Raw genomic sequence first — 15,787 nt, 5'->3', positions numbered from 1 at the left:
GCGTCCAACCCACGAACTTTTGATAGGTTCTTCTCGAACACCGTCCCAATACCCACTAGATACCTGATAGACGAGTAATGGGACTTGTTGCGATGTAGTTATATCTCTTTAGCTCGCTATTGCCGACAATGGTTCGACAGACCAATCGACGACAGTTCCTAGTTGCGACGGGTGCGGCAGGGGCGACCCTCCTCGCTGGCTGTACAGGTGACGGTAACGGCGACGGCGGCGACAACGGTTCGGGCGGCAACGGCGGTGGCGGGGGCAACGGCTCCGGCAACGGTTCGGGCGGCAACGGCGGCGGCGGTGGCAGTTCCCGCCTCTCGTGGCACGCCGGTGGCACCGGCGGGACGTACTTCCCGCTGTCCAACCAGTTCAAGGACATCATCGAGGGCAACTCCGACTTCACCGTGCAGGTGCAGTCGACGGGCGCGTCCGTCGAGAACGTCGGCAGCCTCGCGCAGGGGAGCGCCGACTTCGCCCTCATCCAGAACGACATCGCCTCCTTCGCGTACAACGGCGAGGGCATCGAGGCGTTCCAGGGCAACGCCATCGAGAGCCTCCGCGGCGTCGCGACGCTCTACCCCGAGACCATCCACATCGTCACGCTGGCCGACACGGGCATCGAACAGCCCTCGGACCTCTCGGGTGCGTCCATCAACACCGGTGACCTCGGGTCGGGCACGCAGGTCGACGCCGTCCAGATTCTGGAGGCCCTCGGCATCACCGAGTACGACGAGCAGAACACCGGGTTCTCCCAGGCCGTCGAGCAGTTGAAGAACGGCGACATCGAGGCCGCGTTCGTCGTCGGCGGGTGGCCCGTCGGTGCCGTCGAGGAACTGGCGACCACCAACGACATCCGCATCGTCCCCATCGAGGGCCAGAATCGGACGGACGTCCTCGAGGCCGCGGCGTTCTACGCCGAAGACGAGATTCCCGCGGGAACGTACGGGCTCGACGAGGCCGTCCCGACGGTGTCCGTGCAGGCGATGATCGCCACACGCGAGGGCGTCCCCGCGGACACGGTCGAGGCCGTCTCGCAGGCCATCTTCGACAACACCGACCAGATCTCCATCAAGCAGGAGTTCATCACGAAGCAGAGCGCTCAGGACGGCATGTCCATCCCGTTGCACGCCGGTGCGGAGGCATACTTCGGTGCCGGCGGCGGGTCCGGCTCCGGTAACGCCTCCGGCAACGGCTCCGGTAACGCCTCCGGCAACGGTTCGAACAGCAGCTAATATCCCCGTGACAGAACGTCGCGAAAGCGCTTCGACGCGGCGTTCTCCCTCGATAGCTATGCGCGTCGCACAGGGAGCCGTGCTGGTGCTCGTCTGCCTGCTCGCGGTGGGGGGCGCATCGGCCATTCCCGTCGGGCAGGCGCTGGTCGTCAGCGACGCCGACACCGGCGAACGGCTGCTCGTCACCCCCGTCGAGGAGAACACGACCGTCGCCCTCGAGTACACCCACAGCGTCGAGAAGACACGTGTCCTCGACGCCTACGCGGTCCGCGACGGCGAACTCGTCATGACGCGCATGGAGTTCGAGTCGTACGGGGCCGGTCTCCCCTCGCGCGCGAACGTCACCATCGAGAACGGGACGTTCGTCTTCGACCCCGAGGGCTCTTACGAGGAACTGTACGTCAAGCCCGGTCCGGTCGCGGGCCACCGACTCCACGTCGGAGACGACACGTACGACCTCGTCGAACTCTCGGACAGCCAGTCCGTCCGGCTCTCGGTCGTCGACCGCTCCGCGCTCGACGTCGCCCTCTCTCGCCTACCATGACCGACGACAGACACACCCCAGACGAACCGATCCCCCGCCCGGACGGCGGGGTCGATCAGGACGATGAGACACTCAGCGAGGAAGAACAGGAGGAGTTGCTGCAGGAGATAGAGCGCCGCCGGTCGCTCACGGGCTTTGCGGCCATCGCCGTCGCGATCGTCGGCATCTCCTTCTCGGCGTTCCAGATGTGGCTCGCCGCCCGCGGCCAGATATTCCGCCTCTCGCTCGGGCCGGTCGAACTGGACTTTGGCTCCCTCCAGTTGCTCCAGTTGAACGCCATCCACGTGATGTTCGCGCTGATACTGGCGTTCCTCCTGTTCCCGGCGACGGCCGGCGACGGGTTCTTCTCCAGTCGCTTCGCCCGGGTCGCACCCGCCCTGCGCAGTCGCCTCGGCGCACGCCACCCCGTCACCCGCGGGACCGATGGCGTCCGGCGCGGCGTCCGCTGGTTCATGGTCGACGACGGGTTCGACCGGGTGACGCCCATCGACCTCGTGCTCATCCTCCTCTCGATACTCTCGGCGGGCTACATCGTCACCGAGTTCAAGGAGATACAGAACCTGCGGGTGTTCGGACTGGAGGCGGGGCGGCCCGTCTCCGAGATGGTCCTCCCACCGTTCGACACCCTCGCCAGTCTCGCCGGAATCGGCGACCTGTCGTACGCTTTCGTGCTGGGGGCCATCGGGGTTCTGCTGGTCCTCGAAGCGACGCGGCGGACGCTCGGCGTCTATCTCATGCTCATCGTGACGGCGTTCATCGTCTACGCCCGCTTCGGCTTCCTCATCTCGACGGACACGCCCATCATCGGCGTCCTCGCCACCGTCGAGAGCAGTTCGAACTGGCCGGCCATCGTCCAGAACCTCTGGTACAACACCGAGAACGGGGTGTTCGGCATCCCCGTCACGGTGTCGGTGCAGTTCATCTACATCTTCATCCTGTTCGGGGCGTTCCTCGAGACGTCCGGCGCGGGCAAGTGGTTCATCGACCTCGCCTACGCGGCGACGGGCACCCGGAAGGGCGGCCCCGCGAAGGCGTCCATCCTCGCCTCCGGATTCATGGGCACCATCTCCGGGTCGTCCATCGCGAACACGGTGACGACGGGGGCGTTCACCATCCCGCTGATGAAACGCTCTGGCTACCGGGCGGAGTTCGCGGGCGCGGTGGAGTCCTCGGCCTCGTCGGGCGGGCAGATTCTCCCGCCCGTCATGGGGGCGGCGGCGTTCCTCATGGTCGGGTTCCTCGGCGTGCCGTTCACGGACATCATCACGGCGGCGGCCATCCCCGCCGTCGTGTTCTTCTTCGGCGTGTGGGTGATGGTCCACCTCGAGGCCTCGCGGGTGGGCATCGGCGGTCTCCGGCAGGAGGACATCGTCGAACTGCGCTCGCACTTCTCGAAGGGGTGGTTCTACCTCGTCCCCATCGTCCTCCTGCTGTACTACCTGCTGGTGGCGAAACTCTCCGTCTCGCGGTCGGCGTGGTTCACGCTCGTGGCCATCATGGCGCTGGTCGCACTCGTCGCGGCGTACAACGAGCGGACGCGCATCCCGCTGCTCGGCGGTATCGTCCTGCTCACCGTCGCCGAGTTCGCCTCGTACCTCGTCGCGGGGACGAAACTGACGGGGCTGGTCAGTGGCGCGAGCGGGACGGGGCTCCCGCCGATGGCGGCGGCGACTGCCGCACTCGGCAGCCTCGGGACCATCACGTTCGTCGTGAGCGTCCTCGTGTTGCTCGCCCGGCCGTACCTCGAAGCGCCCCTGCTGGACTACGACGCCCAGGTCGACCTGGCGGCGGAACGGAGCGCGGAGGCGTTCGGGCGGCCACGACTCGCGGAGAACAGCCCGTACAAGTTCGGGACGTTCGTCCTGAAGTCGATGGACTCGGGGGCGCGCACCGCCACCGAAGTCGTCATCGCCGTCGCCGCCGCCGGCATCATCCCCGGCGTCGTCTCGGTGACGGGCCTCGGGCCGAACCTCGTCGCACTCATCAAGGCGGTGTCGGCGGGCTCTATCGTCCTGTTGCTCCTGTTCACGGCGGTGTCGGCCATCATCCTCGGGATGGGGATGCCGACGACGGTGACGTACATCATCCTCTCGGCGTTGCTCGCGCCGGCCATCGTGGAGTCGAGCGCCATCCCCGAGATAGCGGCCCACCTGTTCATCCTCTACTTCGGGGTCATCGCGGACATCACGCCGCCCGTGGCCGTCGCGGCGTACGCGGCGAGTGGTATCGCCAAGTCCGACCCGTTCCAGACGGGGGTACAGGCGTTCTCGCTCTCGCTGAACAAGGCCATCGTGCCCTTCGCGTTCGCGCTCACGCCCGGTATCCTCCTCATCCAGGGGACGGGTGCCGACGCCAGCGTCGTCGGACTCAGCGTGTTCAGCGACCCGGCGTTCCTCCTGTTCGGGGTGATCATCCCCGTCGCGGGGGTGTTCCTCGGCGTGGTCGCACTGGGCGCGACGGTCATCGGCTACCTCTACGGCACGGCCGACCGGGGTGAGCGCGCCCTGTTCGCCTTCGCCGCACTCCTGCTCATGGCCCCGACGCTCCTTCTGAGCGCCGTCGGTGACGTGACCGGTCTCGGCCTCGGCGGCGACGTGGCCGCCATCACGGGCCTCGACCTCGTCCTGCGGGTGGCCGGTGGGGTGCTGTTCGGCGCGCTCACGCTCTTCAACCGCCGGAACGCGGAAGGGGAACGCCAGCGCCCGGCAGACGCCACGGCGACCACCGACTGACGCGGCACTCCTCTCCCGCTTTCCTCGCTCTCCCCGCTGTGAGCCGCCGCTCCCCGCAAGCCTTGCCGTAACTCGTGGTTATAGGATGTTCGGGCTATATGCACCACAAACATGAGCGGCGACGAGACACCACGGGCGGAGGCACACCGCCGCGCCGACGGTTGGGGGTTCGGGACGCGCTGCGTCCACGCGGGCCAGCGCGCGGACCCGACGACGGGCGCGGCGGCCCCAGCCATCTACCAGACTTCCTCGTACGAGTTCCCGGACGCCGACACCGCGGCCGACCGCTACGCCCTTCAGGACGAGGGGGACGTCTACTCGCGCATCTCCAACCCGACAGTGTCGACGCTCGAACGACGCCTTGCGGACCTCGAATCGGGGACGGGGGCGCTCTGTACCGCCTCGGGGATGGCCGCCCTCGACGCCGCGACGCTCGTCCTCGCCTCGTCGGGCGACAACGTCGTCTCCGCGTCGTCCATCTACGGCGGTACGCACGCCTACCTCTCGCACACCGCGCACCGTCGGGGCATCGAGGCGCGCTTCGTCGACACCCTCGACTACGACGCCTACGCCGAGGCAATCGACGAACGCACGGCGTACGTCCACCTCGAGACCATCGGCAACCCCTCGCTCGTCACCGCCGACATCGAACGCGTCGCGGAGGTGGCCCACGAGCACGACACGCCGCTGCTCGTGGACAACACGTTCGCCACCCCCGCCCTGTGTCGCCCGCTCGAACACGGCGCGGACCTCGTCTGGGAGTCCACGACGAAGTGGCTCCACGGGTCGGGCACGACGGTGGGCGGGACGCTCGTCGACGGCGGGTCGTTCCCGTGGGCCGACTACCCGGAGAAGTACCCCGAGGTGGGCGGCGAGAACCCCGCGTTTCACGGCGTCAACTTCGCCGAACGCTACGGCGACCGGGCGTTCACGGAGGCCGTTCGCCAGCGTGGCCTGCGCTCGCTCGGCGACCAGCAGTCGCCGTTCGACGCGTGGGTCACCCTGCAGGGCATCGAGACGCTCTCGCTGCGCATGGAACGGCACTGTGCGAACGCGCTCCACGTCGCGGAGTGGCTGGCAGACCACCCCGAGGTGGCGTGGGTCACCTACCCCGGACTGGACTCCCACGAGACGCACGAGACCGCCCGACGGTATCTGGAGGGCGGCTTCGGGGGCGTCGTCGCGTTCGGACTCGAAGGGGGCTTCGAGGCGGGCAAGCGCCTCTGCGAGGACGTGGAACTGGTCCGCTTCCTCGCCAACATCGGGGACGCGAAGTCGCTGGTCATCCACCCCGCCTCCACCACCCACGCCCAGTTGAGCGAGGCCGAACAGCGCGCCTCGGGGGTGACGCCGGACCTCGTGCGCCTCTCGGTCGGTATCGAGGACCCCGCGGACATCGTCACGGACTTGTCGGCGGCCATCGAGGGTGAGAGCAGATGAGTCAGACTGTCGAACTCGACGAGTTCCGCTTCGAGTGCGGGGAGTCCATCCCCGAACTGGAACTCACCTACGAGACGTACGGCGAGTTCGACGGCGAGAACGCCGTCCTCGTCTGCCACGCGCTCACGGGGAGTCACCACGTCGCCCGGAAGGGGCGGGGAGAGGAGAACACCAGCGGGCAGGCCCGCGCGTGGTGGGACACCGTCGTCGGGCCGGGGAAGCCCATCGACACCACGGAGTACTTCGTCGTCTGCGCGAACGTCCCCGGGTCGTGTTACGGCTCGTCGGGCCCCGCCAGCGAACACCCCGAGACGGGCGACCCGTACGGGACGGACTTCCCCGCGGTCACCGTCGCGGACTGGACGCGCGCCCAGCGACGCCTGCTCGACCACCTCGGCATCGAGACGCTCCACGCCGTCGTCGGCGGGAGCGTCGGCGGGATGAACGCGCTGGAGTGGGCGAAACGCTACCCCGACCACGCCTCGCGGGTGGCCTGCGTCGCGGGCGCGGCCCGCCTCGACCCGCAGTGTCTCGCCCTCGACGCCATCGCGCGCCGGGCCATCACCTCCGACCCCGACTGGCAGGGCGGGGACTACTACGACTCGGAGGAGGGTCCACGGAACGGCCTCGCCCTCGCCCGGCAACTCGGGCACGTCATGTACCTCTCGAAGGACTCGATGGAGGCGAAGTTCGGGCGGCGCGTCGCTGGCCGCGACGGCGAACGCGACACGTTCCCTGCCGACCCCGCCGCCGCGTTCTTCCCGTACCGCGACGTGGAGTCGTACCTCGACTACCAGGCCGAGCGGTTCGTCGAGCGATTCGACGCCAACTCCTACCTCTACCTCACGCGGGCGATGGACGACTACGACCTCGCGGCGGGCCACGCCAGCGACGAGGCGGCGCTGGCCGCGTTCAACGGCGAGGCGCTCTGTCTCTCCTACACGGGCGACTGGCACTTCACCGTCGAGCAGAGCGAGACGGTGGCGGAGGCCTTTCGCGCCAGCGACTCCCCCGTCGCCCACCACGTCGTCGAGTCCGACCACGGCCACGACGCCTTCCTCGTCGAACCGGGGAAACTCGCCGCGCCACTCCGCGACTTCCTCGCCAAGGGCGTCCGCGGCACCGCCGTCAGGGACACGGCGGGCAACTACGAGTCCGAGTCGGACTTCGCGCCGGTCCACGCCTCCCTGTTCGGCGGGGGGTGAGTCGACGCCCCCTGGCTCTCTTTCCCTGGTTTCGAACTGAAACAAACTGCGTGCCGTGGTGAGTCGCGCGTCGGGAGTGGATTCGCTCTGGCACGCCGTCGCGGGAGTCGTGCTGGTATGCGAACACGGGCGCGAATCGGGGGGGTTTCGGGGGGTACGAGCCTAGCCATTCGGGGGACGAACGACCCCGTTCCTTCCCTATCCCACCCTATCCTTCCCCAACCGCCCCCGTCCTTCGTCCACCCTTTATGAACCCATCTCCGAACACACGGCTGTCATTATGAGCGACATTCAATTCAACAGACGAACGGTTCTGAAGCTCGCGGGCGCTGCGGCACTCACCAGCGGTCTCGGCTTCACGGCGGCGGCACAGGAAGTCCCGGCGGGCACCGAGTTCGAGGTGGAGGGTCCCATCTCGTCCATCTCCGGCAGCGGCAACACGGGGACCATCGTCGCGATGGGCATGACCCTCGACGTCCGGGCGAGTTCCACCCTCACCTCGCCGTCCGGGGCGGTCCTCTCCATGGACCAGGCGTCCGCCGGCAATCTCCCGAACCGCCCCGAGGGCTTCGTCGGCGGCACGTTCAAGGGGTCGGGCACCATCGAGAGCACCGACCCGCTGACCCTCGTCGTCGGGAGCGCGGTCCTCGAACCCGCCGAGAACGTCGTCTTCGGCGTCGTCACCGACAACACCGGCGGGGTCCTCCACGTCAACGGCGTTCAGTTCGACCCCATCGACGACCCCCGGATGGCGTTCCCGGGCTACACCGACGCGGCCGGGGCGTCGCTCACCCCCGACCAGGTTCCCCTCGGGACCATCGTGTCCGGTGAGGGCTACTACGCCGGCGGTGTCCTGAACATCTTCATAGCCGAACTCGACTTCGTCGCCGGGAGCGGCGAGACGGGCGACTTCAACGTCTCTATCGCCCGCGCCGAGTACCGCCCCGACAAGAACGAACTGCGCGCCCGCGGCGCCGCCAGCGACTCTGACCTCGAGGTGGGCCTCGCCCGCGTCGAGGAGTCCGGCGGCGTGACGACCTACGAACCCATCGAGGGGGTCGGGACCGTCGGCATCGCCCCCGAGGACAACAGCTGGAACGTCGACTCCGAGGGCGTCGACGCCGTCGACGTCATCGTCGCACAACTGTTCGACGGCGACACCGTCGTCGCCCAGTCCGCGCCGTTCGCGGTCGAAATCGACGACTGAACCGTCCGGGCGGCGACACGGCCGCCCGAACACACCGTGCTGTTCTATCGCCACGCGACGAACGCGCCCACGCCCACCACGAGGGCGACGACGTACGCCGGGTAGCCGAGCGCCACCTCGACCGCCAGCGACGCCGGCAGGTCGCGGAGCGTCGTCCCCGTCGCGTGCGCCGCCGCCCGCAGGACCCGCGCGAGGACGCCCCCCGCGACGAGCGCCATCACGAGCGCCGACACGCGGAGGGGGTTGTCGCTGACCCACACCAGCACCCCGACGACGGCGAGGCGGGGCAGTGTGGTGAGCCACGAGAGCATACTGCGGGAGAACACGTCCGTCTTCTTAACTGTGTGTCAGACGTCCGCCTCAGAGCAGGCCGCGCTCCTCGAACAGCGCCCGGAGGTCCGTCATCGAGGTGACGACGGCGTCGCAGACGGGTTCGACGGCGGGCTTGGGGTCGTAGCCGACCGCGAGGGCCGCCACCTCCAGCATGGGGAGGTCGTTCGCCCCGTCTCCGACGGCGACGGTGTCCTCGATGGGGACGCCGACGTCCCTCGCGAGGTCCGCGAGGGCGTCGTCCTTCGTCCCCTCGATGAGTGGCCCCTTGACCTCGCCGGTGAGTTCGCTCCCGTCGACGGGCAGGCGGTTGGCGACGACGGTGTCCACCGAGACGCCCTCGCGTTCGAGGGCGCGTTCGACCCCCCGCTCGAACCCGCCGGTGAGGATGGCGACGTGGTGGCCCGCCGCGCGCAGGGCGCTGACGAGGGGGGCGGCGTCGGGGCGGAGTTCGACCTGCGCGTAGGCGCGTTCGGCGGCCGCCTCGGGCAGGCCCTCCAGCAGGGCCGCCCGCTCGCGGAGGCTGGTGGCGTAGTCGATCTCGTCGTTCATCGCTCGCTCGGTGATGGCGGCCATGTCGTCGGCGGTGCCGTTCTGGTCGCCGAGCAGCACGGTCATCTCGGAGTCTGAGAGCGTTCCGTCGAAGTCGAACGCGACGAGTGCCATACCCTCGCTTGGGAGGTGGGGCGCTTCAAGGCCACCGGTTCGCGCTCGCCCGGGCGAGTGCAAGGTTGGCCGGTGTCGGAAACGGTTATCGACGCCCGCCGTCAGGGGGAGGTATGAAGATACTCGTCACGGACCCCATCGCGGACGCCGGGCTGGACCGGCTTCGCGAGGCGGGCCACGACGTGGTGACCGCGTACGACGTAGAGGGCGCCGACCTCCGCGAGCAGATTCGCGACGCCGCGGGCCTCATCGTCCGCTCGGGCACCAAGGTGGACGCCGAGTTGCTGGACGCCGCGCCCGAACTCGTCATCGTCGGCCGGGCCGGCATCGGCGTGGACAACATCGACATCGACGCCGCCACCGAACGCGGCGTCATCGTCGCCAACGCCCCCGAGGGGAACGTCCGCGCCGCCGCCGAACACACCGTCGCGATGGCGTTCGCCGTCGCCCGCTCCATCCCGCAGGCCCACGCCCGCCTCAAGGACGGCGAGTGGGCCAAGGGCGACTACCTCGGCCGCGAGGTGAACAACAAGACGCTCGGTATCGTCGGCCTCGGCCGGGTCGGACAGGAGGTGGCGAAGCGCCTCGGCGCACTCGGCATGGACCTCGTCGCCTACGACCCCTACATCAGCGAGAGCCGCGCCGACCAGTTGGGCGCGGAACTCGCCGAACTGGACGAGGTGCTCGACCGGGCGGACTTCCTCACCATCCACACCCCCCTTACCCCGGAGACGGAGGGTCTCATCGGGAGCGAGGAACTCGCCCGCCTCGGCGACGGCTTCGTCCTGAACTGCGCCCGCGGCGGCATCGTCGACGAGGCGGCACTCGCCGCCGCCGTCGAGGAGGGCACCCTCGCGGGGGCGGCCCTCGACGTGTTCGCGGACGAACCGCTCGATCCCGACAGCCCCCTGCTGGACGTGGACGAGATTGTCGTCACGCCACACCTCGGCGCGTCGACGGAGGCCGCACAGGAGAACGTGGCGACGAGCGCCGCCGACCAGGTCATCGCCGCCATCAACGACGAACCCGTCGTGAACGCGCTCAACGCCCCCTCCGTCGACAGGAGCGCCTTCCCCCGCGTCCGCCCCTACATCGGCCTCGCGGAGACGGCCGGACGCATCGCCGTCCAACTGTTCGACGGCCGGGTCAACAGCGTCGAGGTGGAGTACGCGGGCGACATCGCCGAGGAGGAGGTCGAAATCGTCACCGCGAGCGCCCTCAAGGGGGTCTTCCGTCCGCTCGAAGTGCGCGTGAACGCCGTCAACGCCCCCGGCGTCGCCGAGGAACGCGGCATCGACGTGACCGAGTCGAAGACCAGCCAGTCGGACGTCTTCCAGTCGCGCGTCAGCGTCGTCGTCAGCGACGGCGAGGAGGACATCCGGGTGTGCGGGACGTTGTTCGCGGGTGACGACCCGCGCATCGTCCAGATAGACGGCTACCGCGTCGACGCCATCCCCCACGGCCACATGCTCGTCGCGCGCAACCACGACAAGCCGGGCGTCATCGGCTTCATCGGGACGGTGCTGGGTGAGAACAACGTGAACATCGCGGGGATGTACAACGGCCGCGAGACCATCGGCGGGGAGGCTCTGACGGTGTACTCGCTGGACAGCGAGGTGCCCGACGAACTCATCGAGCAACTGGAGGAGGACGAGCGCATCATCCGCGCGCAGTACCTCGCGCTCAACAACGAGTAATCAGGACTCCCAGACGAGTTCGAGGGTGAGTTCCGCCGAACACGTCGGTTCCTGGTCGACGTTCTCGGTCGTCTCGGGGTCGCCGAGGTAGCCCCGACAGCGACCCTTCTCGATGACATCGGTGAGGTACGCCGGGGAGCCACACTCGGGGCAGTCGACGTAGAAGCCCTCGTCGCCCTCGTGGAACGCGTCGGGTTCGAGTTCCATCCGCGCGTCCTGTTGCGAGGTGTCTGTTGCCATACGCCGAGTAGGCCGCCCCGGGAGAAAACGCCGCGCCTCGCAGGCGACGGGTCGGTGGAGCGCGGTGCCGTCGCCGACTCAGCGCAGCCGACCGCGGAGTCGGCCGAGTAGACCCTTCCCGCCCGACGTGGCTCGCCCCTCCAGATGTGCGAGCACCGCGTCGGTGTCGTTCGGGACGGGTTCGGGGTCGGTCCCGGCCTCGGCGGCCGCCTCGGGGTCCTTGAGGAGGTGCCCCGTCGTGAGACAGACCACGTCCTCGCCCGCGTCGACGGTTCCGTCCTCCCGGAGTTTGCGGAGGCCGGCGACGCTGGCGGCGGAGGCGGGTTCGACGCCGACGCCCTCCTCTGCGAGAGCACGCTGTGCGCGGGTTATCTCCTCGTCGCTGACGGCGACGGCGGTGCCGCCCGTCTCCCTGATGCCGGGGAGCGCCTTCGGCGCGTTGACCGGGTTGCCGATGCGGATGGCCGTCGCACGCGTCTCCACCTCCTCCCACCGTTGGACCTCGTCGCTCCCGTTCTCGATGGCCTCGACCATCGGGGCCGCGCCCTCGGCCTGCACGCCGGTCAGCATGGGCACGTCGCCCGGCGCGAGCGACCCGGACTGGACGAGTTCGCGAAAGGCCTTGTAGAGCGCCGCCGTGTTGCCCGCGTTGCCCACCGGGAGGACGATTCGGTCGGGAAAGCGGCCCTCGTCCTCGTAGAACCGTTCGAGGATCTCGAAGCCGATGGTCTTCTGGCCCTCCAGTCTGAACGGATTGAGCGAGTTGAGCAGGTACGCCTCCCCGCGGTCGGCGAGGTCCTGAACGATGTCGAGGCAGGCGTCGAAGTTGCCGTCGACTTCGAGGATGCGCGCGCCGTGGAGGGCGGCCTGCGCCACCTTTCCGGCGGCAACCTTCCCCGTCGGGAGGAGGACGAGCGTCTCCATGTCCGCCCGGCCGCCGTAGGCGGCGAGGGTGGCGCTCGTGTTACCCGTCGAGGCGCACGCGAGGCGCTCGACGCCGAGTTCGCGCGCGACGCGGACGCCGACGGTCATCCCGCGGTCCTTGAAGCTCCCCGTCGGGTTCATCCCCTCGTGTTTGATGCGGAGGTTGCGGACGCCGACGCTCTCTTCCAGTCGGGGTACCTCGTGGAGTGGGGTGTCGCCCTCGGGCAGCGAGACACCCTCCTCGAAGGGCAGCGAGGCGGCGTAGCGCCACACCCCTCGTCCGTCGACAGCGCCGGACGACGCCCGGCTGGCCGCCGAGCGCGGCTCGGCGAACTCCTCGAGGGTAGGATAGCGGTCGTAGCGCGCCTCCAGCAGGCCGTCGCAGTCGTCGCAGGTGTAGCGCACCTCGTCGAAGGGGGCGAACGTCTCGCCGCACTCGATGCACGCCAGCCAGACGCCGTCGTCCGCCTCATCGGGAACGGGGGTCGAGAGGTCCAGGTCAGCCATTGTCCGGCGTCCGGACGGGGCGGCCAAAAGTGGGTCGGTCGGGGTGTTTCCTGCCGGTCGACGCGTGCCGTCACGTGCCCCGTCGTGCCCCCTGTCACGTCTCCTCCGGCGCCGGTTCCGGTGTGGAATATAGCCGTACCGACACGAACGAGGATGAATTTGTGACCAATCGTAGAAATATAAACTCGCTATAGGATCCCTCGCGCGGACACACTCGATGTCCGACGACGACTCCAGCCGACACCCGTCCAGCGAATCGACCGTCCGCCGCCGCCAGTTCGTCACCGGGGTGGGGACGGCCGCCGTCGGGACGGGTCTCGTCGGCCTCGGGAGTGCAGACGAAGCGGAGAACGAGGACGAAGGAGCGGACGACGATACCGGTGGGAACGACGAGTACACCGCTGCCGACACGACCGTCGTCGCCCACCGCGGGTTCGCCGGGCGATACCCCGAGAACACCGTCGAGGCGTGTGTGCGCTCGGCTCGTGACGGGGCCGACATGGTGGAGATAGACGTGATGGCCTGTGAGGGCGGTGAGGTGGTCGTCTTCCACGACGACGGCCTCGCCGAACGCGACGGCGGCGAACGCGGCCTGACCGACACCGAGGGACTCGTCTGGGAGACGCCCCGCGACACCGTCCTGAGCGCCGAAGTGCTCCACAGCGGCGGGACCGTCCCACTGCTCACGGAGGTGATGAACGCCATCCCGGACGACTACGCGGTCAACATCGAGTTCAAGAACCCCGGTTCGGGTGACCTCCGGTTCGCGGAACACCTCTCGGGGGAGACGCTGGAGGCGCAGAAGGCGGTCTGGCGGCCGTTCACCAAACGGGTACTGGACGTCGCGGAGCGCTACGAGAACCCGGTGCTCGCCTCGTCGTTCTACGAGGCGGCCCTCGCCACCGTACGCGAGACGGACGACTCGGTGCCCGTCGCGCCTCTCCTGTGGGACTCCGTCGAAGACGGCCTCGCCATCGCCCGCAAGTACGACGCCGAGGCGGTCCACCCGCCGTACAACATGGTGCAGGGGACGCCGTTCTACGGCGACGAGTACTACACGGAGGGGTCGGACTGGTCGGACACGGACCTCCTCGCAGTCGCCCACGAGGAGGGGCGGGCCGTGAACGTCTACACCGTCGGGACGTGGTATCAGGCGGAGCGACTGGCCGCGGCGGGTGTCGACGGCATCATCGCCGACTACCCCGGTCTGCTGTCCGTCGACGGCGAGAGGTCCGACGCGTAGTCAGGCGTCGCCGAACTCGTCGATTCGGTCGTGGACGTAGGCGGCCCACTCGTCGAGCGTCTCGTGCATCAGTTCCTTCGCGTCGGGGAGTTCGGTGGCGGTGTACTGGTAGACGTGGCCGCCGCCGTCGAGCAGGCGACGCTGGCGTTCGGCGAGGCCCTTCTCGCGGAGGGTGGCGAGCGAGCGGTTGACGTTCGAGCGGTCGCGGTCGACCACGTCTGCGAGTTCCGCAACCGTACTCCCCTGATTGTCGAGTAGTGCGAGGTAGGTGCTGCTCTCGTGTCGCTGGATGTCGAAGACACAGGAGAGCACGTCCGCGAACTGTGGCTCCTCGTCGAGCATCAGCGCCCGGAACCGGTCCGGGCTCGGGTCGGCGTCCATACGCCTGCTAGCGGGGTTCGCGGGATAAATCAACCTACCCCCGCCGTGTGCGACCCGACCGCGGCCGTCGCCGGGTCGGTCCCTACTCCTCGGCGGCGTAGCCGTTCTTCTGGAGGCAGAAGCGCATCTCCTCGACGTCGTCGTGCTTGTGGAGGCGCGTCGGCGTGTCGCAGTAGTACGTCGTGCCGTCCCAGCGCAGGGTTACCTCGTGGGTGGACCCGAGGAACTCCGTCTTGACGACGACGCGCTCGCCCGACTGGAGGAGGTCTATCAGCTCCTCCGTGCTGTACTCGCCCGCCTCCACGACAGTCGGCGTTCCCATTCGCGTGTGTTCTGGGCACCGAGCACTAAGACTGTTGGTCTGCCGTCAATCGGGTTCACCCTCCCCACCCGTGACGACGGTATCCCCCGCCTTACCGCGTAACCATGACAATAGCTAACGTTTATCACTTCCCGAAGGGTACCTCCTATCGTCGAGAAAGGGACCTCCCCCGACCGACGCCCCGAGATGACCCCGACCACCGACTCCCGCGACGCGGTACGGCGACGAGACCACGACGGTGAGGGCGCACTGTACGCTTTCCTCGAACTGGTGACCGGCGAGGGTCTCGTCTACGACCGCAGGAACCACCGCGCCTGGGTCCAGTCCGACGCGGTGGTCCCGCTTGCCGACGCCGTCTGAGCGTCGGCCGTCGCGTCCCCGCTGACACTCCGGTGAGTCGGTTCCGCGCCCGTGTACGTGTGTCCGCCGAGACGTCCCCGTGGAGAACGACTCGCGGCCGACCGATGATCGTGCGCTAGCACTGCACACGCGAAAGGGGGTTATACCGCGCGGCAGGTAGACGCACCCGTCATGCGCGAGGAGGCCTTCGCCACGATTCCGACTCACCCCGAGACGACCGCGTGGCGCGGGGGTCTCCTCGCCGGTCTCGCGGGCGGCCTCGTGATGGGCGTCGTCATGAGCGCGATGAACCCCGCGGTCCTCTCGATGGCGGTGCCGAGCCTCTACGGCCTCGCGCCGCCGCCGAACCCGGTCGCCGGGTGGGTCGCCCACCTCGCACACGCCGCGGTGTTCGGCCTCTTCTACGCCGGTGTCGCCCACCTCGCGGCCGTCGAGACGTCCGTCGTGGAGTCGACCGCCCTCGGTCTCGCCTACGGGATGGTCGCGTGGCTCCTCGCGGCAGGCATCGCCATGCCCCTGTGGCTGGGCGCGGTCGGGTCGCCCGTGGCAGCGGGCCTGCCGTGGCCGAACCTCGACCCCACGAGCCTCCTCTGGCACGTCGTCTTCGGCGCCGTCGTCGGCGCGACGTTCCCCCGGCTCAGGGAGCTCTGAGCCGGCGTCGTGACGGCGACTCCGGACGTCCGGGTGGACGGTCAGCGAGCCGGAGGGGTCGACCCGTTCTGTGACGGGTCAGCTTCATGCGTCCGTCCGG

General features: G+C 68.9%; 16 protein-coding genes. 10 read left to right on the top strand and 6 right to left on the bottom strand.

Going from position 1 to position 15,787, the window contains the following annotated elements; genetic code table 11:
* The first annotated feature begins 128 nt into the window (after positions 1–128).
* The 6 genes from NKG96_RS15935 to NKG96_RS15910 all read left to right on the top strand — a co-directional run bounded on the left by NKG96_RS15935 (position 129) and on the right by NKG96_RS15910 (position 8,366).
* Positions 129–1,238 (top strand): TAXI family TRAP transporter solute-binding subunit, encoded by a 1,110-nt coding sequence (locus NKG96_RS15935; protein WP_254536159.1) that lies wholly within the window; start codon positions 129–131, stop codon positions 1,236–1,238.
* A 58-nt stretch (positions 1,239–1,296) separates the two neighbouring features.
* Positions 1,297–1,782, top strand: coding sequence for a DUF1850 domain-containing protein (locus NKG96_RS15930; protein ID WP_254536158.1), 486 nt, complete (start codon positions 1,297–1,299; stop codon positions 1,780–1,782).
* Positions 1,779–4,514, top strand: coding sequence for a TRAP transporter permease (locus NKG96_RS15925; RefSeq protein WP_254536157.1), 2,736 nt, complete (start codon positions 1,779–1,781; stop codon positions 4,512–4,514). The genes NKG96_RS15930 and NKG96_RS15925 overlap by 4 nt, the downstream gene beginning before the upstream one ends.
* Before the next feature lie 111 nt (positions 4,515–4,625).
* Positions 4,626–5,954: an O-acetylhomoserine aminocarboxypropyltransferase/cysteine synthase family protein gene (locus NKG96_RS15920; protein WP_254536156.1), complete on the top strand. Its 1,329-nt coding sequence runs from the start codon at positions 4,626–4,628 to the stop codon at positions 5,952–5,954.
* The gene (metX, locus tag NKG96_RS15915) at positions 5,951–7,159 is read left to right on the top strand and encodes a homoserine O-acetyltransferase MetX (RefSeq protein WP_254536155.1); all 1,209 of its coding nucleotides are present in this window, start codon (positions 5,951–5,953) and stop codon (positions 7,157–7,159) included. The genes NKG96_RS15920 and metX overlap by 4 nt, the downstream gene beginning before the upstream one ends.
* Positions 7,160–7,439: 280 nt before the next feature.
* Entirely contained in the window at positions 7,440–8,366 is a 927-nt protein-coding gene (locus NKG96_RS15910) for a hypothetical protein (RefSeq protein WP_254536154.1), read from the top strand.
* Positions 8,367–8,410: 44 nt separating this feature from the next.
* Here NKG96_RS15910 and NKG96_RS15905 read toward each other — a convergent pair whose 3' ends face one another.
* Both NKG96_RS15905 and serB read right to left on the bottom strand, forming a co-directional pair.
* On the bottom strand, positions 8,411–8,677 hold the full coding sequence (locus NKG96_RS15905) for a hypothetical protein (RefSeq protein ID WP_254536153.1): 267 nt from the start codon (positions 8,675–8,677) through the stop codon (positions 8,411–8,413).
* A gap of 49 nt (positions 8,678–8,726) precedes the next feature.
* Complete coding sequence (gene serB, locus NKG96_RS15900; protein WP_254536152.1) at positions 8,727–9,362, bottom strand: phosphoserine phosphatase SerB; 636 nt, start codon at positions 9,360–9,362, stop codon at positions 8,727–8,729.
* Positions 9,363–9,475: 113 nt separating this feature from the next.
* Between serB and serA the strand changes: the two genes are divergently transcribed.
* Positions 9,476–11,059, top strand: coding sequence for a phosphoglycerate dehydrogenase (gene serA, locus NKG96_RS15895; RefSeq protein WP_254536151.1), 1,584 nt, complete (start codon positions 9,476–9,478; stop codon positions 11,057–11,059).
* Here the strand turns inward: serA and NKG96_RS15890 are convergent, their stop codons facing one another.
* Both NKG96_RS15890 and thrC read right to left on the bottom strand, forming a co-directional pair.
* A complete protein-coding gene (locus NKG96_RS15890; protein WP_254536150.1) occupies positions 11,060–11,299 on the bottom strand; it encodes a hypothetical protein in 240 nt (79 codons plus the stop codon).
* Between the two features lie 78 nt (positions 11,300–11,377).
* The gene (gene thrC / locus NKG96_RS15885; protein WP_254536149.1) at positions 11,378–12,730 is read right to left on the bottom strand and encodes a threonine synthase; all 1,353 of its coding nucleotides are present in this window, start codon (positions 12,728–12,730) and stop codon (positions 11,378–11,380) included.
* Between the two features lie 217 nt (positions 12,731–12,947).
* On the opposite strand from thrC, the gene NKG96_RS15880 reads away from it, so the two are divergent.
* A complete protein-coding gene (locus NKG96_RS15880; RefSeq protein WP_254536148.1) occupies positions 12,948–13,973 on the top strand; it encodes a glycerophosphodiester phosphodiesterase in 1,026 nt (341 codons plus the stop codon).
* On the opposite strand, the gene NKG96_RS15875 is transcribed toward NKG96_RS15880, so the two are convergent.
* Both NKG96_RS15875 and NKG96_RS15870 read right to left on the bottom strand, forming a co-directional pair.
* A complete protein-coding gene (locus NKG96_RS15875; protein WP_254536147.1) occupies positions 13,974–14,354 on the bottom strand; it encodes a helix-turn-helix domain-containing protein in 381 nt (126 codons plus the stop codon).
* Between the two features lie 82 nt (positions 14,355–14,436).
* On the bottom strand, positions 14,437–14,676 hold the full coding sequence (locus tag NKG96_RS15870; protein WP_254536146.1) for a DUF8001 family protein: 240 nt from the start codon (positions 14,674–14,676) through the stop codon (positions 14,437–14,439).
* 186 nt (positions 14,677–14,862) lie between these two features.
* Between NKG96_RS15870 and NKG96_RS15865 the strand changes: the two genes are divergently transcribed.
* Positions 14,863–15,036, top strand: coding sequence for a DUF7331 family protein (locus tag NKG96_RS15865; RefSeq protein ID WP_254536145.1), 174 nt, complete (start codon positions 14,863–14,865; stop codon positions 15,034–15,036).
* Between the two features lie 171 nt (positions 15,037–15,207).
* A complete protein-coding gene (locus NKG96_RS15860; RefSeq protein ID WP_254536144.1) occupies positions 15,208–15,687 on the top strand; it encodes a histidine kinase in 480 nt (159 codons plus the stop codon).
* Positions 15,688–15,787 lie beyond the last annotated feature (100 nt).

Source organism: Halomarina litorea, assembly GCF_024227715.1.
In the GTDB taxonomy this organism is placed as follows: Archaea; Halobacteriota; Halobacteria; order Halobacteriales; family Haloarculaceae; genus Halomarina; species Halomarina litorea.
This window is presented reverse-complemented; position numbering and strand designations above follow the sequence as displayed.

Excerpts from the sequence above, each read along its gene's own strand:
- NKG96_RS15920 (WP_254536156.1), top strand. The coding sequence starts at position 4,626 with ATGAGCGGCGACGAGACACCACGGGCGGAGGCACACCGCCGCGCCGAC.
- NKG96_RS15905 (WP_254536153.1), bottom strand. The coding sequence starts at position 8,677 with ATGCTCTCGTGGCTCACCACACTGCCCCGCCTCGCCGTCGTCGGGGTG.
- NKG96_RS15880 (WP_254536148.1), top strand. The coding sequence starts at position 12,948 with ATGTCCGACGACGACTCCAGCCGACACCCGTCCAGCGAATCGACCGTC.
- NKG96_RS15875 (WP_254536147.1), bottom strand. The coding sequence starts at position 14,354 with ATGGACGCCGACCCGAGCCCGGACCGGTTCCGGGCGCTGATGCTCGAC.
- serA (WP_254536151.1), top strand. The coding sequence starts at position 9,476 with ATGAAGATACTCGTCACGGACCCCATCGCGGACGCCGGGCTGGACCGG.
- serB (WP_254536152.1), bottom strand. The coding sequence starts at position 9,362 with ATGGCACTCGTCGCGTTCGACTTCGACGGAACGCTCTCAGACTCCGAG.
- NKG96_RS15910 (WP_254536154.1), top strand. The coding sequence starts at position 7,440 with ATGAGCGACATTCAATTCAACAGACGAACGGTTCTGAAGCTCGCGGGC.
- NKG96_RS15930 (WP_254536158.1), top strand. The coding sequence starts at position 1,297 with ATGCGCGTCGCACAGGGAGCCGTGCTGGTGCTCGTCTGCCTGCTCGCG.
- metX (WP_254536155.1), top strand. The coding sequence starts at position 5,951 with ATGAGTCAGACTGTCGAACTCGACGAGTTCCGCTTCGAGTGCGGGGAG.
- NKG96_RS15925 (WP_254536157.1), top strand. The coding sequence starts at position 1,779 with ATGACCGACGACAGACACACCCCAGACGAACCGATCCCCCGCCCGGAC.
- NKG96_RS15890 (WP_254536150.1), bottom strand. The coding sequence starts at position 11,299 with ATGGCAACAGACACCTCGCAACAGGACGCGCGGATGGAACTCGAACCC.
- thrC (WP_254536149.1), bottom strand. The coding sequence starts at position 12,730 with ATGGCTGACCTGGACCTCTCGACCCCCGTTCCCGATGAGGCGGACGAC.
- NKG96_RS15870 (WP_254536146.1), bottom strand. The coding sequence starts at position 14,676 with ATGGGAACGCCGACTGTCGTGGAGGCGGGCGAGTACAGCACGGAGGAG.
- NKG96_RS15860 (WP_254536144.1), top strand. The coding sequence starts at position 15,208 with ATGCGCGAGGAGGCCTTCGCCACGATTCCGACTCACCCCGAGACGACC.
- NKG96_RS15935 (WP_254536159.1), top strand. The coding sequence starts at position 129 with ATGGTTCGACAGACCAATCGACGACAGTTCCTAGTTGCGACGGGTGCG.
- NKG96_RS15865 (WP_254536145.1), top strand. The coding sequence starts at position 14,863 with ATGACCCCGACCACCGACTCCCGCGACGCGGTACGGCGACGAGACCAC.